Here is a 21,735-nt window from a genome sequence, read left to right as displayed (position 1 = left end):
GCTTACTTCAGCTGGTTCATGCGCTCGATCACCTGGCGGGTGATGTCGTATTGAGGCTTGACGTCAATGACGGCGCCGCGCTCGAACACCAGGTCAAAGGCACCTTTCTTGATGACTTCTTCCACAGCGCTGTCGAGTTTCGGCTTGAGCTGCTTGAGCATTTCACGGTCAGCGACGGCTTTGGCTTCGTTCAATTCCTTGGACTGGAACTGATAGTCACGAGCCTTTTGCTTGAATTCAAGCTCCAGACGCTCACGCTCGCCTTGCTGCATTTTGTCGCCACCGGCTACCAGACGGTCCTGAATACCCTTGGCACTGCTTTCCAACGTCTTGAGTTTGGTCAGCTGCGGACCAAATTTCTTCTCGGCATCCACGGCGTACTTCTTGGCCGCATCGGATTCCAGCAGAGCCATCTGATAGTTCAGGACGGCGATTTTCATTTCGGCGAAGGCCGGGGTGGTTACCAGCACGGTGGCCAGCAGAACCAATTGAGTCAACTTACGCACGATGTACTCCTACAGAATCCGTTGTCGTTATCTTGGGTCAGACGCTTAGAACGTCTGGCCGAGGGAGAATTGGAAAATCTGGGTTTCAGCGTTATCCGGTTTCTTGATCGGCATGGCCAGAGCAAAGCTCAACGGGCCCAACGCCGTGACCCAGGTCACGCCAACACCAACAGAGCTCGCCAGGTTGCTGAGGCTGACGTCGTTGCACTCAGTCTGCGACTTAACACCACTCGGGTTGGTGATCTGCTGGCACTTGGAGTCGAACACGTTACCCACGTCCCAGAAGAGCGAGGTCCGCAATGAACGCTGGTCCTTGACGAATGGCAGTGGAAACAGAAGCTCCGCACCACCCTGGATCAGCACGTTACCACCGAATGCCAGAGGATCATTGTCGGAGTCAACGGTAGTACCTTGGTTACCGGTTACCGCTTGACCGCGGCTCGGCGTACCACGTGGGCCCAGGGTGCTATCCTTGAAGCCACGAACCGAGTTGAAACCGCCCGCGTAGTAGTTCTCATAGAATGGCAGACCACTGGTCGAACCATAACCGTCGCCATAACCCAGCTCAGTGTGCAGGCGCATGGTGTAGTTATCGCTCAGCGGCTGGAACAACTGGCCACGGTAATCGAGCTTGAAGAAAGACAGGTCGCTGCCCGGCGTGGTGGCTTCCGCAGTCAAACTTTGGGAGTGGCCACGGGTTGCCAGCACACCTTTGTTGAGAGTGGATTCCGACCAACCGACCGAAGCCTTGAAGTTCAGGAACTGATCACCCTCGCGGCGCGTGAAGTCGAAAATCTCGTCCGTGGTGTAAACACCGGTCTTGATTTTGTCCTGCTGCGCAGTAAAGCCGAAGGTCAGGCGCGAAGTTTCGCTGATCGGGTAACCAATGTTGACACCGGCGCCGAGGCTGTCGATCGCATAGCTTGCAACGTCAACGTTAAGGTCTTTGTAGTCGGTGGTGCGATAGAAGGCGTTGTAGCCCAGGCTCACACCGTCAGCAGTCCAGTAGGGGTCGACATAACCGAAGTTATAGCGGCTCTGGTATTCGCTTCGGGTCAGGCCGATGGAGACCTTGTTACCCGTACCGAGGAAGTTGTTCTGGGTAATCGAACCACCGAGGATCAGGCCGGCACTCTGTGCGAAGCCAACGCTGGCGGTAATCGAGCCCGACGCTTGTTCTTCAACGGCGTAGTTCACGTCAACCTGGTCATCCACACCCGGTACGGCCGGGGTTTCGACGTTGACTTCCTTAAAGAAGCCCAGACGCTCAAGACGGGTCTTGGACTGGTCGATCAGGTAAGTCGACGCCCAGCCACCTTCCATCTGACGCATTTCACGACGCAGCACTTCGTCCGCAGACTTGGTGTTGCCACGGAAGTTGATACGGTTCACGTAGGCACGCTTGCCTGGGTCGACAACGAAGGTGATGTCCACGGTGTGGTCATCATCGTGCGGCGTCGGCACGCCGTTGACGTTGGCGAAGGTATAGCCTTCGTTACCCAGACGGCGGGTGATCAGCTCGGACGTGGTGGTCATCAGCTTGCGTGAGAACACCTGGTTCTTCTGCACCAGCAACAACGCCTTGACCTGGTCTTCAGGTACTTTCAGGTCGCCGCTGAGCTTCACGTCACGAACGGTGTACTTCTCGCCTTCGTTAACGTTGACCGTAATGTAGACGTGCTTCTTGTCCGGGGTGATGGACACCTGGGTCGAAGCGATATCCATGTTGATATAGCCACGGTCCAGGTAGTAGGAACGCAGACGCTCCAAGTCACCGGACAGCTTCTCACGCGCATACTTGTCATCGTTCTTGAAGAACGACAGCCAGTTGGTGGTCTTGAGTTCGAACAGGTCGATCAGGTCGTCATCAGCGAACTTGGTGTTGCCCACCACGTTGATGTGCTGGATCGCCGCCACAGTGCCTTCGTTGATGTTGACCTTGAGGCCGACACGGTTACGAGGCTGGGGGATCACTTCCGTTTCCACGGTCGCGGAGTAGCGGCCCTGGGCAACGTACTGGCGTTGCAGTTCGTTACGCACACCTTCAAGGGTGGCGCGCTGGAAGATCTCGCCCTCGGCAAGGCCCGATTGCTTGAGGCCCTTCATCAAGTCTTCAGTGGAGATCGCTTTGTTACCTTCGATCTCGATACTGGCGACGGAAGGTCGCTCGACGACAGTGATGACCAGGACATTGCCTTCGCGACCCAGTTGGATATCTTGAAAGAACCCGGTTTTGAACAGCGCACGAGTGGATTCCACCAGGCGACGATCATCCGCCTGTTCCCCGACGTTCAACGGCAAGGCACCAAAGACGCTACCCGCGGAAACCCGCTGGAGGCCGTTGACGCGAATATCGGAGATAGTGAAGGACTCGGCGTGAACTTCGGCGATCATCAATACGGTGAGAACCGCAGTTAGCAGCAGACGTTTCATGAAGTCCTTTCTTATTCCAACTGGCAATAAACAAACTGCCGCAAAATGCGGCAGATTCGCAATTCAGCGAAGCGTTACAGTCTTCCCAGATCGTTGACCAGAGCTAACAACATCACTCCGACCACCAAACTGATACCGATCTGTATCCCCCAACCCTGCACCCGATCCGACAAGGGGCGACCACGCACCCACTCGACCAGATAAAACAACAGATGCCCCCCATCCAATACTGGAATGGGCAACAAATTCAGAACTCCAAGGCTAATACTCAGATAAGCCAGGAAATTCAGGAAATCCGCGACACCCGACTGGGCAGAAGCGCCCGCCACTTTAGCAATGGTTATCGGTCCACTCAAGTTTTTTACCGAGAGCTCGCCGAACAACATTTTCTTGAGCGATTCGAGGGTCAGCACACTCATGGTCCAGGTGCGTTTTGCACCCTCGCCAATTGCCGCCAAAGGCCCGAAGCTGACCTCCCGAACCATCGATGGCGGCCACTCGACACCTTTTACCCCGGCACCGAGGTAACCCCCGGCCGCCTTGGCTTCCCCACGAACCGACAACGTCACAGGGACGTCGATTTGAGCACCATCGCGCTCAACTTTCAGCACAATTTTGGTATCAGGCCGTACACGCACCAGGTCGACCACTTGCTGCCAGTCACCCAACGCCTGCCCATCAAGGGCCAGCAGACGGTCGCCGGTTTTCAGGCCTGCAGCCTGTGCCGGACCTTTCGGGTCCAGCTCGGCAAGCACCGGCGGCAACGCCGGGCGCCATGGACGAATGCCCAGGGACTTGATCGGATCAGGCTCATCAGCCCCCTTGAGCCAATGGTCCAGGGCCAATTCACGCGGCGTCTCGGTGGTGGCATCCTGCTCGCGCACCACGACATTGATGGTGCCGCTCTCACCCATGCGGCGCACCAGCTGCAAATTGACAGCGCCCCACCCCGTGGTCGGCTCGCCATCAATAGAAACAATTTCCTGCCCGGCGACCAGACCAGCCTTGGCCGCCATGCTGTCCGCTTCGACCGCGCCGATGACCGGGCGAACCTGCTGGCTGCCCATCATGGCCAAGACCCAGAAGAACACGATCGCCAACAGGAAGTTGGCGATCGGGCCGGCTGCAACAATAGCGATACGCTGACGAACGGTCTTACGGTTGAAGGATTGGTCCAACTGATCAGCAGGCACTTCGCCTTCGCGCTCATCTAGCATCTTGACGTAGCCACCCAACGGGATGGCCGCGATCACGAATTCAGTGCCTCGACGGTCGTGCCAACGCAGCAACGGCATGCCGAAACCGACGGAAAAGCGCAGTACCTTGACGCCGCAACGACGCGCCACCCAAAAGTGGCCGAATTCGTGGAAGGTAACCAGCACACCCAGAGCAACCAGGGTGCCGACAATCATGTAGAGCGCACTCATCTAATTTCTCCGCATTCCAATCCAGTGCCTGAAGGCTCAAAGCCGCCCACAGACTAACGCGCGCTGCGGTTCAACCATTGCTTGGCCAGGGTACGAGCCTTGGTATCAGCCTCGAACACTGCCCCTAAATCATCCAGCGCCACAACGGGCTCCAGGCTCAAAACGTCCTCGATGATACTCGCGATCTGCGGAAAGCGAATACGCCCTTCAAGAAACGCGGCCACAGCCACTTCGTTGGCCGCATTGAGCATGGCTGGCGCGCTGTTGCCCGCCTCCGCCGCTTGCCGAGCCAGACGCAGGCACGGGAAGCGCTGCTCGTCCGGCGCCTCGAAGTCCAGGCGTGCAATGGCGAACAGGTCCAACGGTGCAACACCGGAATCAATCCGCTCCGGCCAAGCCAGGGCATTGGCGATCGGCGTACGCATGTCGGGGTTGCCCAACTGAGCCAATACCGAACCGTCCACATAGTCGACCAGGGAATGAATCACACTTTGCGGGTGAATGACCACCTCGACCTGATCCGGCCGCGCGTCGAACAACCAGCACGCCTCGATCAACTCCAGACCTTTGTTCATCATGCTCGCCGAATCCACGGAGATTTTACGCCCCATGGACCAGTTCGGGTGCGCGCAGGCCTGATCAGGCGACACGTGCTCCAGGTCTGACAGCGGAGTTTGCCGGAAAGGGCCACCGGAAGCCGTAAGGAGAATCCGCCGTACGCCGACCTGGCTCAGGCCACGGGCGAAATCACCGGGCATGCATTGGAAAATCGCGTTGTGCTCACTGTCCAGGGGCAGCAAAACGGCGCCGCTCTTGCGTACCGCCTGCATAAACAGTGTGCCCGACATGACCAGTGCTTCTTTATTGGCCAGAAGGATCTTCTTGCCCGCATCGACCGCTGCCAGTGTCGGGCGCAAACCTGCCGCCCCGACGATGGCCGCCACTACGGTATCGACCTCAGAGTCGGCCGAAACCTGGCACAACCCCTCCTCGCCCACCAATACTTGTGTAGCAAGGCCAGCCGCGCGCAAATCATCTTGCAAACCACGCGCCGCCGCCACTTCAGGCACGACAGCAAAGCGCGGCGTGTGGCGCACACACAAGGCCAGCAATTCACTCAACCGCGTGAAACCGGTCAGCGCAAACACCTGATAGCGATCAGGATGACGCGCGATCACATCCAGGGTGCTCAGCCCGACCGAGCCGGTCGCGCCCAGCACGGTCACCTGTTGCAGGCAGCTCACGACGCCGTCATCCACAACAGCACGGCAAAAATCGGAATCGCTGCGGTAAGGCTGTCGATTCGATCCAGCACACCGCCATGACCCGGCAGCAGGTTGCTGCTGTCCTTGATCCCGGCCTGGCGCTTGAACATGCTTTCAGTGAGGTCGCCCACCACCGAGATAAACACGACCACAGCCGTTGCCAACAAGGCCAGGAGGATTTGCTTCACCGACCAGTCGCGCACCAGACCAACAACCAACGTGATTACCAACGTCAATGCCAAGCCACCGTAGACGCCTTCCCAGCTCTTGCCCGGACTGACCGCCGGCGCCAGCTTACGCTTGCCCAAAGCCCGACCGGAGAAGTAGGCACCGATATCAGCGCCCCACACCAACACCATCACGGCCATGATCAACCAGTTGCCCATCGGCGCATTCTTGATTTCCACCAAGCCTTGCCAGGCCGGCAGCAGAATCAACAAGCCGATCACCAATTTGCTGGCCACGCTGGACCACTGGCTGCTGGTACGCGGATAGGTCAGCACCAGGAAGGTCGCGAGCGCCCACCACAGCACCGCTGCCCCCAACACCCAAGGCACGACAATGCTCGAAAGCGTATGCATGAGGAACAACAGCAGCGCCACGACAGCGGCGTACACCACGCGCGGCAACTGCTCGTTGAAACCTGCCAGCCGCGCCCATTCCCAGGCACCCAAGGTCACGACCAGGCCGATAAACAGCGCAAAGCCGGAGCCGTCGAGCAGGAAAAACCCACACAAGGCAATCGGCAGCAGGATCAGTGCTGTGATGATTCGTTGTTTAAGCATTTAAACCCGGGCTCCAGCTTCGATCTGCTCGCTCGTTTTACCGAAACGACGCTGACGGGAAGCGAAATCGGCCAGCGCATTACGCATGGCATCGTGTTTGAAGTCCGGCCAGAACAGGTCGGAGAAGTACAGCTCGGTATAGGCCAACTGCCACAACAGGAAATTGCTGATGCGGTGCTCGCCACCGGTACGGATGCACAAGTCCGGCAACGGCAGGTCGCCGGTTACCAGGCAGGTTTGCAACAGTTCAGGCGTGATGTCGTCGGGCCGCAGATGCCCGGCCTGCACTTCGCGGGCAAGCCGCTGTGCAGCCTGGGCGATATCCCACTGGCCACCGTAGTTGGCTGCAATCTGCAACACAAAACGGTTAGAGCCGGCAGTGATAGCCTCAGCTTCGCGCATGGCGGCTTGCAGCTCCGGGTGGAACCGCGAGCGATCGCCAATGATGCGCAGGCTGATGTTGTTGTCGTTGAGGCGCTTGGCCTCACGACGCAGCGCCTTGAAGAACAGGTCCATCAAGGCACTGACTTCTTCGGCGGGCCGCTGCCAGTTCTCGCTGGAGAAGGCAAACAGGGTCAACACTTCAACCTTGGCCTCGGCACACACCTCAATCACCGCGCGCACCGCATCGACACCCGCTTTATGCCCGGCAACGCCCGGCATAAAGCGTTTCTTCGCCCAGCGATTATTCCCATCCATGATGATCGCGACATGGCGCGGCACCACGGAGGGCACAGTCTGCTTGGTCTTTTCCATGAAGGCGTCCTGACCCCTTATACGGCCATCAGGTCCTTTTCTTTCTCTTCCGTGGCCTTGGTGATCTGGGCCTCGGCGTCTTTGGTCAGTTTGTCGATATCGGCGACGGCACGACGCTCTTCGTCTTCGCTGATTTCTTTGTCCTTGACCAACTTCTTCAGGTCACCCAGCGCATCACGACGAATATTACGCACGGCAACACGCGCATCTTCAGCGGCGCTGCGCGCCTGCTTGGTGAAGCCCTTACGGGTTTCTTCGGTCAGCGCAGGCATGGAGATCAGCAACAACTCGCCCAGGTTGGTCGGGTTGAGGTTCAGGCCGGCGCTCTGGATGGCTTTGTCGACGGCGCCGAGCATGTTGCGCTCGAACGCGACAACTTGCAGGGTGCGCGAATCCTTAACGGTGACGTTGGCGACGCCGCTCAGCGGGGTGTCGGCGCCGTAGTAAGGCACCATCACGCTGCCCAGGATGCTCGGGTGCGCTTTACCGGTACGAATCTGGCCGAATGCGTGGCTCAGAGACTCCAGGGATTTTTGCATACGCGCTTGGGCGTCTTTTTTGATTTCGTTGATCATTGTTGGCCTTCCTCGATCAGAGTCCCTTCCGCGCCGCCGTGTACGATATTCAGCAGGGCGCCGGGCTTGTTCATGTTAAATACGCGCAGTGGCATCTTGTGGTCGCGGCACAGGCAAATAGCCGTCAGGTCCATCACGCCCAGCTTGCGATCCAGCACTTCATCGTAGGTCAGATGATCGAACTTCTCGGCATGCGGGTCTTTGAATGGGTCTGCGGTGTAGACACCATCCACCTTGGTGGCTTTGAGCACTACGTCGGCATCGATCTCGATAGCGCGCAGGCAAGCAGCCGAATCCGTGGTGAAGAACGGGTTGCCAGTACCAGCAGCAAAGATCACTACTTCCTTGGCGTTCAGGTGACGCATGGCTTTGCGGCGATCATAGTGATCGGTCACACCGACCATGGAAATAGCCGACATCACGATTGCCGAGATATTGGCACGCTCCAGGGCGTCACGCATGGCCAGGGCGTTCATCACAGTGGCCAGCATGCCCATGTGGTCGCCGGTCACTCGGTCCATGCCGGCAGCACTCAGTGCCGCACCGCGGAACAAGTTACCGCCGCCGATCACCAGACCGACCTGAACACCGATACCGACCAGTTGGCCGACTTCCAGCGCCATGCGGTCGAGTACCTTGGGATCGATCCCGAACTCTTCCGAGCCCATCAGGGCCTCGCCGCTAAGCTTGAGTAGAATGCGTTTATAGCGAGCCTGATAACCACTGCCCTGCTGAGCCATTGCGAATCTCTCCTGCGGCGTATTTTTTAAAAATTCTTGGCGAGCCGTTTACGGCTTGCGTTCACTCTAGCTGGACGCTATCACAGCGCCATCGGAACACGGCTTTGTAAGCCAGTTCCGAAAGGAAACCAAATAAAAATTGGTCTTCCCATTTGAAAAGAGGCTGCGCGCGTGAGCGGGCAGCCTCTTTCGGGCGACAGTTGAAAACTGTCTTATTGCTTGGCGGCAGCCAGCTGGGCAGCAACTTCTTCAGCGAAGTTGTCGACCGGCTTCTCGATGCCATCACCTACTTTGTAGTAAGTGAAGGAAACGATTTCAGCACCGGCTTTCTTGGCCAGTTCGCCAACCTTGATTTCAGGGTTCTTGACGAACGCCTGCTCAACCAGGCTCGCTTCAGCCAGGAACTTGCTGATACGGCCTTTGATCATGTTTTCAACGATGTTTTCTGGCTTGCCGGCGATCTTGTCGGCGTTCAGGCTCAGGAACACGGCTTTTTCGCGCTCGATTGCGTCAGCGGACACTTCCGATGGCAGCAGGAACTCTGGGTTGCTGGCCGCTACGTGCATAGCGATGTCTTTAGCCAGCTCAACGTCGCCGCCTTTCAGGGCAACCACAACGCCGATTTTGTTGCCGTGCAGGTAGCCGCCAACCACATCACCTTCGATGCGAGCCAGGCGACGGATGTTGACGTTTTCGCCAACCTTGCCGACCAGTACCAGACGATCGGCTTCTTGAGCTTCGATCAACGGCTCAACGGTGGTCAGCTTGTCGTCGAATGCTTTCTTGACGCTGGCAGCCACGAACGCCTTGAAGTCGTCCTGCAGAGCCAGGAAGTCGGTCTGCGAGTTCACTTCCAGCAGAACTGCGGCTTTACCGTCTTCAACCAGAGCGATAGCGCCTTCGGCAGCTACGTTGCCTGCTTTCTTGGCAGCCTTGATGGCGCCGGAAGCACGCATGTCGTCAATGGCTTTTTCGATGTCGCCGCCGGCCTTGGTCAAGGCCTTTTTGCAATCCATCATGCCTTCGCCGGTGCGCTCACGCAGTTCTTTAACCAACGCTGCAGTAATCTCTGCCATTTCAAAATCCTCTTGGATAGGTTTTCAACCATTCCACCCGATCAAACGGGCGATCAATTCTTCCCGAATCACCCTTGTAGGCCGCTGCACGTTACAGAGCAATGATGCGCTGCCACAAGTGGGCGCCAACAAATGGTTTTCGAGGTGGCAAAAAGGGGGCCAAGCCCCCTTTTTGCTTACTGAGTCAACGCCAGGGCGTCAATTACTCAGCTGCGGCTACCGGAGCTTCTTCAACGAACTGCTCGGTGCCACCAGCAACGTGGTTGCGACCACGGATTACAGCGTCAGCCATCGAACCCATGTACAGCTGGATAGCGCGGATTGCGTCATCGTTGCCTGGGATGATGTAGTCAACGCCTTCCGGGCTGCTGTTGGTATCGACTACGCCGATAACCGGGATGCCCAGCTTGTTGGCTTCGGTGATCGCGATGCGCTCGTGATCAACGTCGATAACGAACAGTGCGTCAGGCAGACCGCCCATGTCCTTGATACCACCCAGGGAACGATCGAGCTTTTCCAGGTCGCGAGTGCGCATCAGCGCCTCTTTCTTGGTCAGCTTGGCGAAAGTACCGTCTTCGGCTTGCACTTCAAGGTCACGCAGACGCTTGATGGAAGCACGGATGGTTTTGAAGTTGGTCAGCATGCCGCCCAACCAGCGGTGATCGACGTACGGCGAACCGCAACGTGCTGCTTCTTCAGCAACGATCTTGCCAGCGGAACGCTTGGTGCCGACGAACAGAATCTTGTTTTTGCCCTGGGCCAGACGCTCTACGAAAGTCAGAGCCTCGTTGAACATTGGCAGGGTTTTTTCAAGGTTGATAATGTGGATCTTGTTACGCGCGCCGAAAATGTACTTGCCCATTTTCGGGTTCCAGTAACGGGTCTGGTGACCGAAGTGCACACCGGCCTTCAGCATATCGCGCATGTTGACTTGGGACATGATAGTTCCTTAATAAGTCGGGTTTGGCCTCCACGTATCCCAATGACCAACCAGCGGCATTCGCCTCCGGCACCCAGGTCATCGTGTCGACACGTGTGTGGATTTAAGCTTTGCGGGGTATCCCCGGAAAGCGGCGCATTTTATACCACACGAAGGACGAAAACGAAACCCGCAATCACATTTGCCGTCAGCGACTTTTACGTAACCCTTTGAATAGAGCCTATATACCCCCACCTTATAGAAAGAAGCGATCATCAGAGGCTCATGATTTGACGCCATCGTCTGTTAGAATCGTGTTTTTTATGGCTTGTGTGAATTCTGTAACCTTTTGTCGCACGCCCGTGAACCGTATTGATTTCAGCGCGTCGCGCTAGAGAGAGCCTGTATGACCGTTAGTTTGAAAACCGCCGAAGACATCGCCGGCATGCGCATTGCCGGCAAACTGGCTGCCGACGTGCTGGAAATGATTGCCGAGCATGTCAAGCCAGGTGTCACCACCGAAACCCTGAACCAGATCTGCCACGACTATATAGTCGACGTGCAGGGTGCCATCCCTGCGCCGCTGAACTACAAGGGTTTCCCCAAGTCGATCTGCACCTCGGTCAACCACGTGGTCTGCCACGGGATTCCGGGCGACAAGCCGTTGAAGGACGGTGACACCCTGAACATCGACGTCACCGTGATCAAGGATCGCTATTTCGGCGACACCAGCCGCATGTTCCACGTCGGCACCGTGCCGGTCTGGGCCGAGCGCCTGTCCCAGGTCACCCAGGAATGCATGTACAAGGCCATCGAAATCGTCAAACCCGGCTGCCGCCTGGGCGATATCGGTGAAGTGATCCAGAAGCACGCCGAAAAAAATGGTTTCTCGGTGGTGCGCGATTTCTGCGGCCACGGTATCGGCACCGTGTTCCATGAAGAGCCGCAGATCCTGCACTACGGCCGCGCCGGCACCGGCATGGAACTCAAGGCGGGCATGACCTTCACCATCGAGCCGATGATCAACCAGGGCAAGGCCGACACCAAGGTGCTGGGCGACGGCTGGACCGCCATCACCAAGGACCGCAAGCTCTCGGCCCAGTGGGAACACACCCTGCTGGTCACCGAAACCGGCTACGAGATCTTCACCCTGCGCGCCGATGACACCATCCCGCGCATTTCGGCTTAAAGACTGAGTTGGTTTTCCCAAACGGTGTTGTGACTGACTGATAGATAGAAAGGAAAGCCGATCGATGCCCCAGGTGGATCCCGAACTCTTCGACCGTGGCCAGTTCCAGGCCGAACTGGCACTGAAGGCGAGCCCCATCGCCGCCTTCAAGAAGGCTATTCGCCAAGCTCGCGAAGTGCTCGATGCGCGCTTTCGCAGCGGCCGGGACATTCGGCGACTGATCGAGGACCGCGCCTGGTTCGTCGACAACATCCTGCAAAAGGCCTGGGAACAGTTCAACTGGAGTGAGGACGCCGATATCGCCCTGGTGGCCGTCGGCGGCTACGGTCGCGGCGAACTGCACCCCTACTCCGACATCGACCTGCTGATCCTGCTGGACAGCGCCGACCATGAGATCTTTCGCGATTCCATCGAGCGTTTTCTCACGCTTTTGTGGGACATCGGCCTGGAAGTCGGCCAGAGCGTGCGCTCGGTGGACGAATGCGCCGAAGAAGCCCGTGCCGACCTCACTATCATCACCAACCTGATGGAAAGCCGCACCATTGCCGGCCCCGAGCGCCTGCGCCAGCGCATGCTGCAAGTCACCAGCACCGCCCACATGTGGCCCAGCAAGGAGTTCTTCCTGGCCAAGCGTGCCGAGCAGAAAGCCCGTCACCACAAATACAACGATACCGAATACAACCTGGAACCCAACGTCAAAGGCTCACCGGGCGGGCTGCGTGATATCCAGACGATCCTGTGGGTCGCGCGTCGTCAATACGGCACCCTGAACTTGCGCGCCCTGGCGGGTGAAGGTTTCCTGGTAGAAAGCGAAAATGCCCTGCTGGCCTCATCCCAGGAGTTCCTGTGGAAAGTGCGCTACGCCCTGCACATGCTCGCCGGGCGTTCCGAAGATCGCCTGCTGTTCGACCACCAGCGCTCCATCGCCACCCTGCTGGGGTTTGAAGGCGAAGACGCCAAGACCAGCATCGAAAGTTTCATGCAGCAGTACTACCGGGTGGTCATGAGCATTGCCCAGCTCAGCGACCTGATCATCCAGCACTTCGAAGAGGTGATCCTGGCCCCGGAAGACGAAGCACCGCCGCAGCCGATCAACTCGCGCTTTCAACTGCACGACGGCTATATCGAGGCGCGCAACGACAATGTGTTCCGCCGCACGCCGTTCGCCATGCTGGAAATCTTCGTGCTGATGGCCCAGCAGCCGGAAATCAAGGGCGTACGCGCCGACACCATTCGCTTGCTGCGCGAAAACCGTCACCTGATCGATGATGATTTTCGCAATGACATCCGCAACACCAGCCTGTTTATCGAGCTGTTCAAGTGCAAGATCGGCATCCACCGCAACCTGCGGCGGATGAACCGTTACGGCATCCTTGGGCGTTACCTGCCGGAGTTCGGTTTTATCGTCGGGCAGATGCAGCACGACCTGTTCCACATTTACACGGTGGACGCCCACACCCTGAACCTGATCAAGCACCTGCGTAAGTTGCAGTACACCCAGGTGTCAGAGAAATTCCCGCTGGCCAGTAAGTTGATGGCCAAGCTGCCCAAACCCGAGCTGATCTACCTGGCCGGCTTGTACCACGATATCGGCAAAGGCCGGCATGGCGACCACTCGGAGGTCGGCGCAGTCGACGCCGAGGCGTTCTGCCAGCGCCATCAGCTGCCGCTGTGGGACAGCCGCCTGATTGTCTGGCTGGTGCAAAACCACTTGGTGATGTCGACCACCGCCCAGCGCAAAGACCTGTCCGACCCGCAGGTGATCCACGATTTCGCCGGGATCGTCGGCGATGAAATCCGCCTCGACTATCTCTACGTGCTGACCGTCTCCGACATCAATGCCACGAACCCCACGCTGTGGAACTCCTGGCGCGCCAGCCTGCTGCGCCAGCTCTACACCGAGACCAAGCGCGCGCTGCGCCGTGGCCTGGAAAACCCGGTGGACCGCGAAGAGCAGATCCGCCGCACCCAAAGCGCGGCCCTGGATATCCTCGTGCGTGGCGGCAACGACCCGGACGACGTCGAGCAGTTGTGGTCGCAACTGGGTGACGATTACTTCCTGCGCCACACCGCCGGCGACGTGGCCTGGCACAGTGACGCGATCCTGCAGCAGCCGGCCGATGGCGGCCCATTGGTGCTGATCAAGGAAACCACCCAGCGCGAATTCGAGGGCGGCACGCAAATCTTCATCTACGCGCCCGACCAACACGACTTCTTCGCCGTGACCGTGGCTGCCATGGACCAGCTCAACCTGAACATCCATGACGCCCGTGTCCTCACCTCCAGCAGCCAGTTCACCCTCGACACCTACATCGTGCTCGACACCGACGGCGACTCCATCGGCGATAACCCGGTGCGCGTGAAAAAGATCCGCGAAGGCCTGACCGAAGCCCTGCGTAATCCGGACGATTACCCGACTATCATCCAGCGCCGGGTGCCGCGCCAGCTCAAGCACTTTGCCTTCGCGCCCCAGGTCACCATTTCCAACGACGCCCAGCGCCCGGTGACGGTACTGGAACTCAGCGCACCGGACCGCCCGGGGTTGCTCGCGCGAATCGGCGGGATCTTCCTGGAGTTCGACCTGTCGCTGCAGAACGCCAAGATTGCGACCCTCGGCGAGCGCGTGGAAGACGTGTTCTTTATCACCGACGCCGACAACCAGCCGCTGTCCGACCCCGAACTGTGCCGACGCCTGCAGGACGCCATCGTCCAGCAATTGAGCGTGACCCAGGAACCCGGCGTCGAGCTGACGCGACTGACGATTTGATTTTTTAACTGTGTGAACGCGATTCATGTGGGAGCTGGCTTGCCTGCGATGCGGGCGCCGCGATGTGTCTGGTACACCGCAGCGATGCCATCGCAGGCAAGCCAGCTCCCACAGGGTTCGTGCCCATCGCAATAGAGGCTTACATGAACAACGCCCTGAACCAGCTGCAGCCCTACCCATTCGAGAAACTGCGCGCCCTGCTCGGCAGCGTCACGCCGAACCCGGACAAACGCCCGATCGCGCTGTCCATCGGTGAACCCAAGCACAAATCCCCGACGTTGGTGGCTGAAGCGTTGAGCAATAACCTCGACCAGATGGCGGTGTACCCCACCACCCTGGGCATCCCGGCGCTGCGCGAGGCCATCGGCGCCTGGTGCGAACGCCGTTTCAACGTGCCCAAAGGCTGGCTCGACCCGGCGCGCAATATCTTGCCGGTCAACGGCACCCGCGAAGCCCTGTTCGCCTTTACCCAAACCGTGGTTAATCGCGGTGAAGATGCACTGGTGGTCAGCCCGAACCCGTTCTACCAGATCTACGAAGGCGCCGCGTTCCTGGCCGGGGCCAAGCCGCATTACCTGCCATGCCTGGACGAAAACGGCTTCAATCCGGATTTCGACGCCGTGTCGCCGGACATCTGGAAACGCTGCCAGATCCTGTTCCTGTGCTCCCCAGGCAACCCGACCGGCGCCCTGATCCCGGTCGACACGCTGAAAAAACTGATTGCCCTGGCCGACGAACACGACTTCGTAATCGCCGCCGACGAGTGCTACAGCGAGCTGTACTTCGACGAACAAACCCCGCCGCCCGGCCTGCTGAGCGCCTGCGTTGAACTGGGCCGCCAGGACTTCAAGCGCTGCGTGGTATTTCACAGCCTGTCCAAGCGCTCCAACCTCCCGGGCCTGCGCTCCGGTTTTGTCGCCGGCGACGCCGACATTCTCAAAGCCTTCCTGCTGTACCGCACCTACCACGGCTGCGCGATGCCGGTGCAAACCCAACTGGCAAGCATCGCCGCCTGGCAGGACGAAGCTCACGTGCAGGCCAACCGTGACCTGTACCGCGAGAAGTTCGACGCCGTACTGGCCATCCTCAAGCCAGTGCTGGACGTGCAGAGCCCGGATGGTGGGTTCTACCTGTGGCCGAATGTGAATGGCGACGATGCCGCCTTCTGTCGCGACCTGTTCGTGGAGGAACACGTGACCGTGGTGCCCGGTTCGTACCTGTCGCGGGAAGTGGATGGTGTTAACCCAGGCGCAGGGCGTGTGCGCATGGCGCTGGTTGCACCGCTGGCGGAGTGCGTGGAAGCGGCTGAGCGGATTCGCGACTTTATCCAGCGCCGCCACTAACCCCTGAAGCCGTTCCTGCCCTGCAGGAGCGGCCGAGCGTACGACGACACAATCGGAAACGATTCATCTGGAACACGCCGCCATAAAGCTCCACTCACAACAGAGGCACTGGGTGCCGACCCAGGCCTTTCGGGCCCTGACTACTGTGAGTAAGTTTATGACAATCAATGCCCCATCGATTTCAACCACGCCCTATGCCGCTTACGCGGAGCAGGTAAAAGACGATACGACCGCACGTCCCAGAAGCAAACGTGGCGTCGCTTTCAACACTAACCTCTGGCCCCAACATTCAGTGCTGACCATTTCATTATTGAATATGACCCCAGAACAAAAGAAGCTGGCAACACACACGATCAAACAATGGGCTCCGTACACCAATCTGTACTTAAAGTTTATTAATACCCCTTACGGCGACATAAGAATTACCGCCGACAACACGAGCATCGCAGGCTGGTCGGCCGTCGGCACCGACGCGAGGAAAATACCTGCCCGCGAGCCCACTATGAGCATTGGCTTCGCGGGTTCACCCTTTAAAATCAAGCAAAACATGCTGCATGAGTTTGGCCATGCGCTTGGTTTGAGGCATGAGCATCAGCATCCCGACCGCACGCTGAATTTCAACTACGACGAAATTTATAAATTCTATGAGTCGCATGATCTAACCAGCGATCATGCGTATTTCAGCGTCATCCGCATGTTCAATCCTGCCGATGTAATTACTTCAGCGTATGATCAAAAATCCATCATGCACTATGCTTTTCCTGCCTCGCAGATGGCTGACAATGAAGCCATTGAAGCAACCAATGAACTGTCCGACGGCGATAAAGCTTTTGTTCAGTCGCTTTATCCAATGGACCCCTCGCCCTTAGGCAAACTACTCAACACGCTGACAAAAAAACTGATCACCTCCTGACGTCTTCACGGGCTCAGGCCAAGGCATCCAATGATGCAGGCCGAGTGACTACTTCAGGGTTCCCAAGTTCGCCTCACTCATATCCAGATCCGCCAATACTTCTCGCAGCACATCATCCCCAATCTGGTGATGACGGCTCAGGCTGTACAACTCCAAGCGCTGGGCGCGCAGCGCCTTGAGCCGCAATTTTCGCTCAAGCTGATCCATCTGCTGCGCCAGCGCCTGGGCTTCGGCCGAGTCGTTGAACACTTCCAACTGATGGCGATATTCCGACATCAGCCGCGCTTTGAGCTCGGCGGCCAGTGCAGCTTGGGCGGCGTCTTGGGTTTCGCTTTCTGCAGGTTCTTCTGCTTCAAGGGCATGAATGGCCGCCACAGCGGTTTTCTTCCAGGCCTCACGCACTTCGTTGTGGCGCTTTTCGTCCGGGCCCTTTTCGATGCCGCGCAGCAGTAACGGCAAGGCGATGCAGGCGGCGACCAGCGATAGCAGAATCACGCCGGCAGCGATGAAGATCAGCAGGTCGCGCTCCGGGAAATCCTGACCTGGCGCCAGCAGCAACGGCACCGACATGACACCGGCCAACGTCACCGCACCGCGCACGCCACCGACGGTCAACAGCCAGCAGGAACGTGCGGTCGGCACCAGGGTCAGTTCACTTTTGCCGCGAATACGGCGCAGCAGACCCGACAGTCGCCAGATGCTCTGCACCCAGATAAAGCGCAGCACCACCAGCACCAGGAAGATCGCGACCACCTCCAGGCAGCGATACAACAGAGCTGGCCACAGCGTCGGCTCGTGGCTGACCACAGCCTTGATGATGTCTGGCAGTTGCAGGCCCAACAGCAGGAAAATCAGACCATTGAAGGCAAACTCCAGCAGCGACCAGACGCTGCGGTTGAGCAAGCGGGTGCTGGTCTGGCGTGGCAACAGGTCGAGCCAGCTTTGCATCATGCCCGCCGCGACCGCCGAGAGAATGCCCGACGCGCCCAGGCGCTCCGCCAACACATAAGCAGCAAACGGCAGCAGCAACATGAACACCACGTGGGTCGCCGGGTCATCCCAACCCCGCGCAATCATCCAGGCGCGCAGGCGGCCGACCAGCCAGCTCAGCGCCACGCCAACCGCCAGGCCACCGACGGCTACCAGCACAAAGGTCAGGCTGGCATCCGCCAGGGAGAACACGCCGGTCAATGCTGCCACCAGCGCGAACTTGAAGGTCACCAGGCCCGAAGCGTCATTCATCAAGGCTTCGCCCTGAAGCATGTGCATCAGCGGCTTAGGCAAACGATTTTGGGAAATGGCCGACACCGCCACGGCATCTGTCGGTGATAAAACAGCTGCCAGTGCGAAGGCAACCGGCAACGGGATCGTAGGCAAAATCCAATGAATGAAGTAGCCAGCGCCGACCACCGTAAACAGCACTAGCCCGACCGCAAGCGTCAAAATCGGGCCGCGTAACCGCCACAACTCTCGCTTGGGCATACGCCAGCCATCGGAGAACAACAGGGGCGGCAGAAATAGAAACAGGAACAGCTCCGGGTCCAAGGCCACATGCAACCCCAATGTGGGCCAGGCCAGCAAAGCGCCGGCGGCAATCTGTACCAAGGGTAAAGGCAGGGGAATGATGCGCCCGACCAGGCGCGACACGCTGACCAGCATCAGCAGGATAAGAACGGTGTAGGCGGTTTGCATAACGCGGGTTTCCCGGACAATCGAATTGCAGTGACACACATCTGGCAACAGCTGGCCGTTGAAGTGCCATATTACCCGGCTATGTTACCTAGCTATGCTGCGCGATGGCTTTTGCACAAAAGTCGCACGGCGTCGTCGGCAAGCATGACGAGCGGCACCCAAACTCGCTGGTCATGGCATAATCCGTGACCTTTCGTTTCTACTTGGCCCAAAGGGGGGCAATTCCTTGACCGTTTCAAGCAAAACGTTGCACCTTTTCGGCATCAAAGCCTGCGACACCATGAAAAAAGCCCGCACCTGGCTCGATGAGCACGGCGCGAGCTATGAATTCCACGACTATAAAACGGCCGGTATCGACCGCGAACACTTGACCCAATGGTGCGACGAGCACGGTTGGCAGGTGGTTTTGAACCGTGCGGGCACCACCTTTCGCAAACTCGAAGACGAACGCAAAGCCGATCTCGATCAGTCGAAAGCCATTGAATTGATGCTCGCACAACCCTCGATGATCAAGCGCCCAGTGCTCGATCTCGGTGACAGAACCCTGATTGGCTTCAAGCCAGAAAGTTATTCGGCGGCCCTCAAGTAGGCCAGCCTTCCATTTTTGTAGAGGTAACAGCATGTCCAATTCCCTGTTCAGCCTGGGCTTCGGCGTCGGCACTCAGAACCGCCAAGGTGCTTGGCTGGAAGTGTTTTACGCACAACCCTTGCTCAACCCGTCGGCCGAGATCGTGGCCGCCATCGCGCCGATACTCGGTTACACCGAAGGCAACCAGGCCATCACCTTCACCGTCTCCCAAGCGCTGCAATTGGCTGACGCGCTCAAAGGCGTCGATGCTGCCCAAGCTGCCCTGCTGAGCCGCCTGGCTGAAAGCCACACCCCGCTGGTCGCCACCCTGCTGGCCGAAGACGCCGCGCTGACTTCCACGCCTGAGGCCTACCTCAAGCTGCACCTGCTGTCCCATCGCCTGGTCAAGCCGCACGGCCTGAGCCTGGCCGGTGTGTTCCCGCAACTGCCGAACGTGGCGTGGACCAGCCAGGGCGCCATCGACATCAACGAACTGGCCGAACGCCAACTGGAAGCACGCCTGCGTGGCGACCTGCTGGAAGTGTTCTCGGTGGACAAGTTCCCGAAAATGACCGACTACGTGGTGCCGACTGGCGTGCGTATCGCTGACGCCGCGCGTATCCGCCTGGGCGCCTACGTGGGCGAAGGCACCACCGTGATGCACGAAGGTTTCGTCAACTTCAACGCCGGCACCGAAGGCCCTGGCATGATCGAAGGCCGCGTATCGGCGGGCGTATTCGTCGGCAAGGGTTCGGACCTGGGCGGCGGTTGCTCCACCATGGGCACCCTGTCGGGCGGCGGCAACATCGTGATCAAAGTGGGCGAAGGCTGCCTGATCGGCGCCAACGCCGGTATCGGTATCCCGTTGGGCGACCGTAACACTGTGGAATCGGGCCTGTACGTCACCGCCGGGACCAAAGTGGCACTGCTGGACGAGAAGAACCAACTGGTCAAAGTGGTCAAGGCGCGCGAGCTGGCCGGCCAACCGGACCTGCTGTTCCGTCGCAACTCCGAGACCGGTGCCGTGGAGTGCAAAACCCACAAATCGGCCATCGAACTGAACGAAGCGCTGCACGCTCACAACTAAGCAGCCACTCGATGCCACTAGCGGGCCCCGCTCCTGGGGCTCGCTTATACGAGTCTTGAACACCATGCTTGTGCCCTCTCCCTGGCGCGCCGATTTCCCGGCCATCGCCACCCTGCAACGGCAAGACCAGACCTACCTGGACAACGCCGCCACCACGCAGAAACCCCAAGCCCTGTTGGATGCCATCAGCCATTACTACGCCAATGGCGCAGCCAATGTGCACCGTGCCCAGCATTTGCCGGGCGCCCATGCGACCCAGGCCTTTGAAGACAGTCGCAGCAAGGTCGCGCAGTGGTTGAACGCAGGTGACAGCGGGCAAATCGTGTTTACCCACGGCGCAACCTCTGCGCTGAACCTCTTGGCCTATGGCCTTGAGCACTTATTCAATGCGGGCGATGAGATTGTCATCAGCGCCCTGGAACACCACGCCAACTTGCTGCCCTGGCAGCAACTGGCCAAACGTCGCGCGCTCACGCTGGTGGTATTGCCGCTGGGCGATGACGGCGTGATCGATCTGCACGCCGCCAGCGAACTGATCGGCCCGCGCACACGCCTGCTGGCGGTGAGCCAGCTGTCCAACGTGCTCGGTGCCTGGCAACCGCTGGAAGCACTGATAGCGCGCGCCAAAGGCCATGGCACCCTGACCGTTATCGATGGCGCCCAAGGCGTCGTCCATGGCCGCCACGATGTGCAGGCCCTGGGGTGCGACTTCTATGTATTTTCCAGCCACAAGCTGTATGGCCCGGACGGCGTTGGCGTGTTGTATGGCCGCAACGAAGCCCTGCATCACCTGCGTCACTGGCAGTTTGGTGGCGAAATGGTGCAACACGCGGACTACCACAGCGCCAGCTTCCGCCCTGCCCCGCTGGGTTTTGAAGCGGGTACGCCACCGATTGCCAGCGTGATCGGCCTGGGTGCCAGCCTGGATTACCTGAGTTCGCTGGATCAGCCGGCAGTGGTCGCCCATGAAGCCGCGCTGCACGACTACCTGCTGCGCGGCCTGAAAGCACGCAATGGCATCCGCGTATTGGGCTCGCCTCAAGTCGCCTTGGCCAGCTTTGTAGTGGAAGGCATACACAATGCCGACCTCGCCCACCTGCTGACCGAGCAAGGCATCGCCGTGCGTGCCGGGCACCATTGCGCGATGCCGTTGCTCAAGGCTATGCAGTTGTCGGGAGCGATTCGCGTGTCCTTGGCGCTGTATAACGATTCCGACGATCTGGAGCGCTTTTTTGAAGCGCTGGATCAGGCGCTGGACGTGCTGCGATGAGCCTGCCGGTGGAGGCAGTGGCTGCACTGGAAGCCTTTCAAGCGGTCGGCAGTTGGGAACAGCGCGCGCGGATGCTGATGCAATGGGGGGAGCGCCTGCCCGTCTTGGCCGCTGAAGATAAGGTCGACGCTAACCTGGTGCAGGGTTGTGAAAGCCTGGTGTGGTTGGTGGGGCATTTGGAGAACGGCCATTGGCAGTTCGCCGCGAGCAGCGAGGCGCGCATGATTCGTGGGCTGGTGGGGTTGCTGCTGGCGCGGGTCAATGGGCTGTCGGCGGTGGAGTTGCAAGCCGTTGACTTGCCTGACTGGTTTAATCAGTTGGGCCTTAGCCGGCAGCTATCACCGTCACGTAGCAATGGTCTGAATGCGGTTTTGCAGCGCATGCGAGATCTGACCTGTATGCGAGAGTAATGTGGGGTTGGCTT

General features: G+C 58.9%; 19 protein-coding genes. 8 read left to right on the top strand and 11 right to left on the bottom strand.

The features are described from left to right. Window positions 1-2: 2 nt before the first annotated feature. The 10 genes from ACA065_RS07020 to rpsB form a co-directional block, all read right to left on the bottom strand. Window positions 3-506, bottom strand: a complete 504-nt coding sequence (locus ACA065_RS07020; RefSeq protein WP_003172279.1) for an OmpH/Skp family outer membrane protein — start codon at window positions 504-506, stop codon at window positions 3-5. Window positions 507-551: 45 nt separating this feature from the next. Further along, a complete protein-coding gene (bamA, locus tag ACA065_RS07015) occupies window positions 552-2,939 on the bottom strand; it encodes an outer membrane protein assembly factor BamA (protein WP_497693886.1) in 2,388 nt (795 codons plus the stop codon). A gap of 74 nt (window positions 2,940-3,013) precedes the next feature. Beyond that, entirely contained in the window at window positions 3,014-4,366 is a 1,353-nt protein-coding gene (rseP, locus tag ACA065_RS07010) for a sigma E protease regulator RseP (RefSeq protein WP_497693885.1), read from the bottom strand. Window positions 4,367-4,419: 53 nt separating this feature from the next. Next, on the bottom strand, window positions 4,420-5,610 hold the full coding sequence (ispC, locus tag ACA065_RS07005; protein ID WP_497693884.1) for a 1-deoxy-D-xylulose-5-phosphate reductoisomerase: 1,191 nt from the start codon (window positions 5,608-5,610) through the stop codon (window positions 4,420-4,422). Then, window positions 5,607-6,416, bottom strand: a complete 810-nt coding sequence (locus tag ACA065_RS07000) for a phosphatidate cytidylyltransferase (protein WP_497693883.1) — start codon at window positions 6,414-6,416, stop codon at window positions 5,607-5,609. Before ACA065_RS07000 ends, ispC begins: the two co-directional genes overlap by 4 nt. Continuing rightward, window positions 6,417-7,172, bottom strand: coding sequence for a polyprenyl diphosphate synthase (gene uppS, locus ACA065_RS06995; protein WP_017137143.1), 756 nt, complete (start codon window positions 7,170-7,172; stop codon window positions 6,417-6,419). It abuts the gene before it with no gap. 17 nt (window positions 7,173-7,189) lie between these two features. Further along, window positions 7,190-7,747, bottom strand: coding sequence for a ribosome recycling factor (frr, locus tag ACA065_RS06990; RefSeq protein WP_497693882.1), 558 nt, complete (start codon window positions 7,745-7,747; stop codon window positions 7,190-7,192). Further along, on the bottom strand, window positions 7,744-8,487 hold the full coding sequence (pyrH, locus tag ACA065_RS06985; protein ID WP_003172271.1) for a UMP kinase: 744 nt from the start codon (window positions 8,485-8,487) through the stop codon (window positions 7,744-7,746). The genes frr and pyrH overlap by 4 nt, the downstream gene beginning before the upstream one ends. A gap of 212 nt (window positions 8,488-8,699) precedes the next feature. After that, on the bottom strand, window positions 8,700-9,563 hold the full coding sequence (gene tsf / locus ACA065_RS06980) for a translation elongation factor Ts (protein ID WP_058412423.1): 864 nt from the start codon (window positions 9,561-9,563) through the stop codon (window positions 8,700-8,702). 202 nt (window positions 9,564-9,765) lie between these two features. Next, window positions 9,766-10,503 carry a 30S ribosomal protein S2 gene (gene rpsB, locus ACA065_RS06975; protein WP_003219330.1) on the bottom strand — a complete coding sequence of 246 codons (738 nt, stop codon included), beginning with the start codon at window positions 10,501-10,503 and terminating at the stop codon, window positions 9,766-9,768. Window positions 10,504-10,888: 385 nt separating this feature from the next. Here rpsB and map point away from each other — a divergent pair, with 385 nt between their 5' ends. The 4 genes from map (at window position 10,889) to ACA065_RS06955 (ending at window position 16,694) form a co-directional block, all read left to right on the top strand. Continuing rightward, on the top strand, window positions 10,889-11,671 hold the full coding sequence (gene map / locus ACA065_RS06970; protein ID WP_497693881.1) for a type I methionyl aminopeptidase: 783 nt from the start codon (window positions 10,889-10,891) through the stop codon (window positions 11,669-11,671). A 64-nt stretch (window positions 11,672-11,735) separates the two neighbouring features. Further along, window positions 11,736-14,438, top strand: a complete 2,703-nt coding sequence (locus ACA065_RS06965) for a [protein-PII] uridylyltransferase (protein ID WP_497693880.1) — start codon at window positions 11,736-11,738, stop codon at window positions 14,436-14,438. A 143-nt stretch (window positions 14,439-14,581) separates the two neighbouring features. After that, window positions 14,582-15,781, top strand: coding sequence for a succinyldiaminopimelate transaminase (gene dapC, locus ACA065_RS06960; protein ID WP_497693879.1), 1,200 nt, complete (start codon window positions 14,582-14,584; stop codon window positions 15,779-15,781). A gap of 157 nt (window positions 15,782-15,938) precedes the next feature. After that, window positions 15,939-16,694 carry a M12 family metallopeptidase gene (locus ACA065_RS06955; RefSeq protein WP_497693878.1) on the top strand — a complete coding sequence of 252 codons (756 nt, stop codon included), beginning with the start codon at window positions 15,939-15,941 and terminating at the stop codon, window positions 16,692-16,694. A 48-nt stretch (window positions 16,695-16,742) separates the two neighbouring features. On the opposite strand, the gene ACA065_RS06950 is transcribed toward ACA065_RS06955, so the two are convergent. Further along, window positions 16,743-18,386, bottom strand: a complete 1,644-nt coding sequence (locus ACA065_RS06950; protein WP_497693877.1) for a Na+/H+ antiporter — start codon at window positions 18,384-18,386, stop codon at window positions 16,743-16,745. A 280-nt stretch (window positions 18,387-18,666) separates the two neighbouring features. On the opposite strand from ACA065_RS06950, the gene ACA065_RS06945 reads away from it, so the two are divergent. From ACA065_RS06945 to ACA065_RS06930, 4 genes are all read left to right on the top strand, one after another. Further along, complete coding sequence (locus ACA065_RS06945) at window positions 18,667-18,975, top strand: arsenate reductase (protein WP_497693876.1); 309 nt, start codon at window positions 18,667-18,669, stop codon at window positions 18,973-18,975. A 31-nt stretch (window positions 18,976-19,006) separates the two neighbouring features. Next, window positions 19,007-20,041 carry a 2,3,4,5-tetrahydropyridine-2,6-dicarboxylate N-succinyltransferase gene (gene dapD, locus ACA065_RS06940; RefSeq protein ID WP_497693875.1) on the top strand — a complete coding sequence of 345 codons (1,035 nt, stop codon included), beginning with the start codon at window positions 19,007-19,009 and terminating at the stop codon, window positions 20,039-20,041. A gap of 64 nt (window positions 20,042-20,105) precedes the next feature. Then, the gene (locus tag ACA065_RS06935; RefSeq protein WP_497693874.1) at window positions 20,106-21,311 is read left to right on the top strand and encodes an aminotransferase class V-fold PLP-dependent enzyme; all 1,206 of its coding nucleotides are present in this window, start codon (window positions 20,106-20,108) and stop codon (window positions 21,309-21,311) included. Beyond that, on the top strand, window positions 21,308-21,721 hold the full coding sequence (locus tag ACA065_RS06930; RefSeq protein ID WP_497693873.1) for a SufE family protein: 414 nt from the start codon (window positions 21,308-21,310) through the stop codon (window positions 21,719-21,721). The genes ACA065_RS06935 and ACA065_RS06930 overlap by 4 nt, the downstream gene beginning before the upstream one ends. Window positions 21,722-21,735: the final 14 nt, after the last annotated feature.

This window comes from Pseudomonas sp. LBUM1640 (assembly GCF_059716225.1).
The sequence above is the reverse complement of the archived record's forward strand: the minus strand, read 5'-3'. Positions and strand labels throughout refer to the sequence as shown.

Coding starts and splice junctions, on each gene's coding strand:
- bamA (WP_497693886.1), bottom strand. CDS start 2,939: ATGAAACGTCTGCTGCTAACTGCGGTTCTCACCGTATTGATGATCGCC.
- ACA065_RS06955 (WP_497693878.1), top strand. CDS start 15,939: ATGACAATCAATGCCCCATCGATTTCAACCACGCCCTATGCCGCTTAC.
- frr (WP_497693882.1), bottom strand. CDS start 7,747: ATGATCAACGAAATCAAAAAAGACGCCCAAGCGCGTATGCAAAAATCC.
- rseP (WP_497693885.1), bottom strand. CDS start 4,366: ATGAGTGCGCTCTACATGATTGTCGGCACCCTGGTTGCTCTGGGTGTG.
- ACA065_RS06965 (WP_497693880.1), top strand. CDS start 11,736: ATGCCCCAGGTGGATCCCGAACTCTTCGACCGTGGCCAGTTCCAGGCC.
- ACA065_RS06950 (WP_497693877.1), bottom strand. CDS start 18,386: ATGCAAACCGCCTACACCGTTCTTATCCTGCTGATGCTGGTCAGCGTG.
- pyrH (WP_003172271.1), bottom strand. CDS start 8,487: ATGGCTCAGCAGGGCAGTGGTTATCAGGCTCGCTATAAACGCATTCTA.
- dapD (WP_497693875.1), top strand. CDS start 19,007: ATGTCCAATTCCCTGTTCAGCCTGGGCTTCGGCGTCGGCACTCAGAAC.
- ACA065_RS07000 (WP_497693883.1), bottom strand. CDS start 6,416: ATGCTTAAACAACGAATCATCACAGCACTGATCCTGCTGCCGATTGCC.
- uppS (WP_017137143.1), bottom strand. CDS start 7,172: ATGGAAAAGACCAAGCAGACTGTGCCCTCCGTGGTGCCGCGCCATGTC.
- ACA065_RS06930 (WP_497693873.1), top strand. CDS start 21,308: ATGAGCCTGCCGGTGGAGGCAGTGGCTGCACTGGAAGCCTTTCAAGCG.
- ACA065_RS06935 (WP_497693874.1), top strand. CDS start 20,106: ATGCTTGTGCCCTCTCCCTGGCGCGCCGATTTCCCGGCCATCGCCACC.
- dapC (WP_497693879.1), top strand. CDS start 14,582: ATGAACAACGCCCTGAACCAGCTGCAGCCCTACCCATTCGAGAAACTG.
- tsf (WP_058412423.1), bottom strand. CDS start 9,563: ATGGCAGAGATTACTGCAGCGTTGGTTAAAGAACTGCGTGAGCGCACC.
- ACA065_RS06945 (WP_497693876.1), top strand. CDS start 18,667: ATGAAAAAAGCCCGCACCTGGCTCGATGAGCACGGCGCGAGCTATGAA.
- map (WP_497693881.1), top strand. CDS start 10,889: ATGACCGTTAGTTTGAAAACCGCCGAAGACATCGCCGGCATGCGCATT.
- rpsB (WP_003219330.1), bottom strand. CDS start 10,503: ATGTCCCAAGTCAACATGCGCGATATGCTGAAGGCCGGTGTGCACTTC.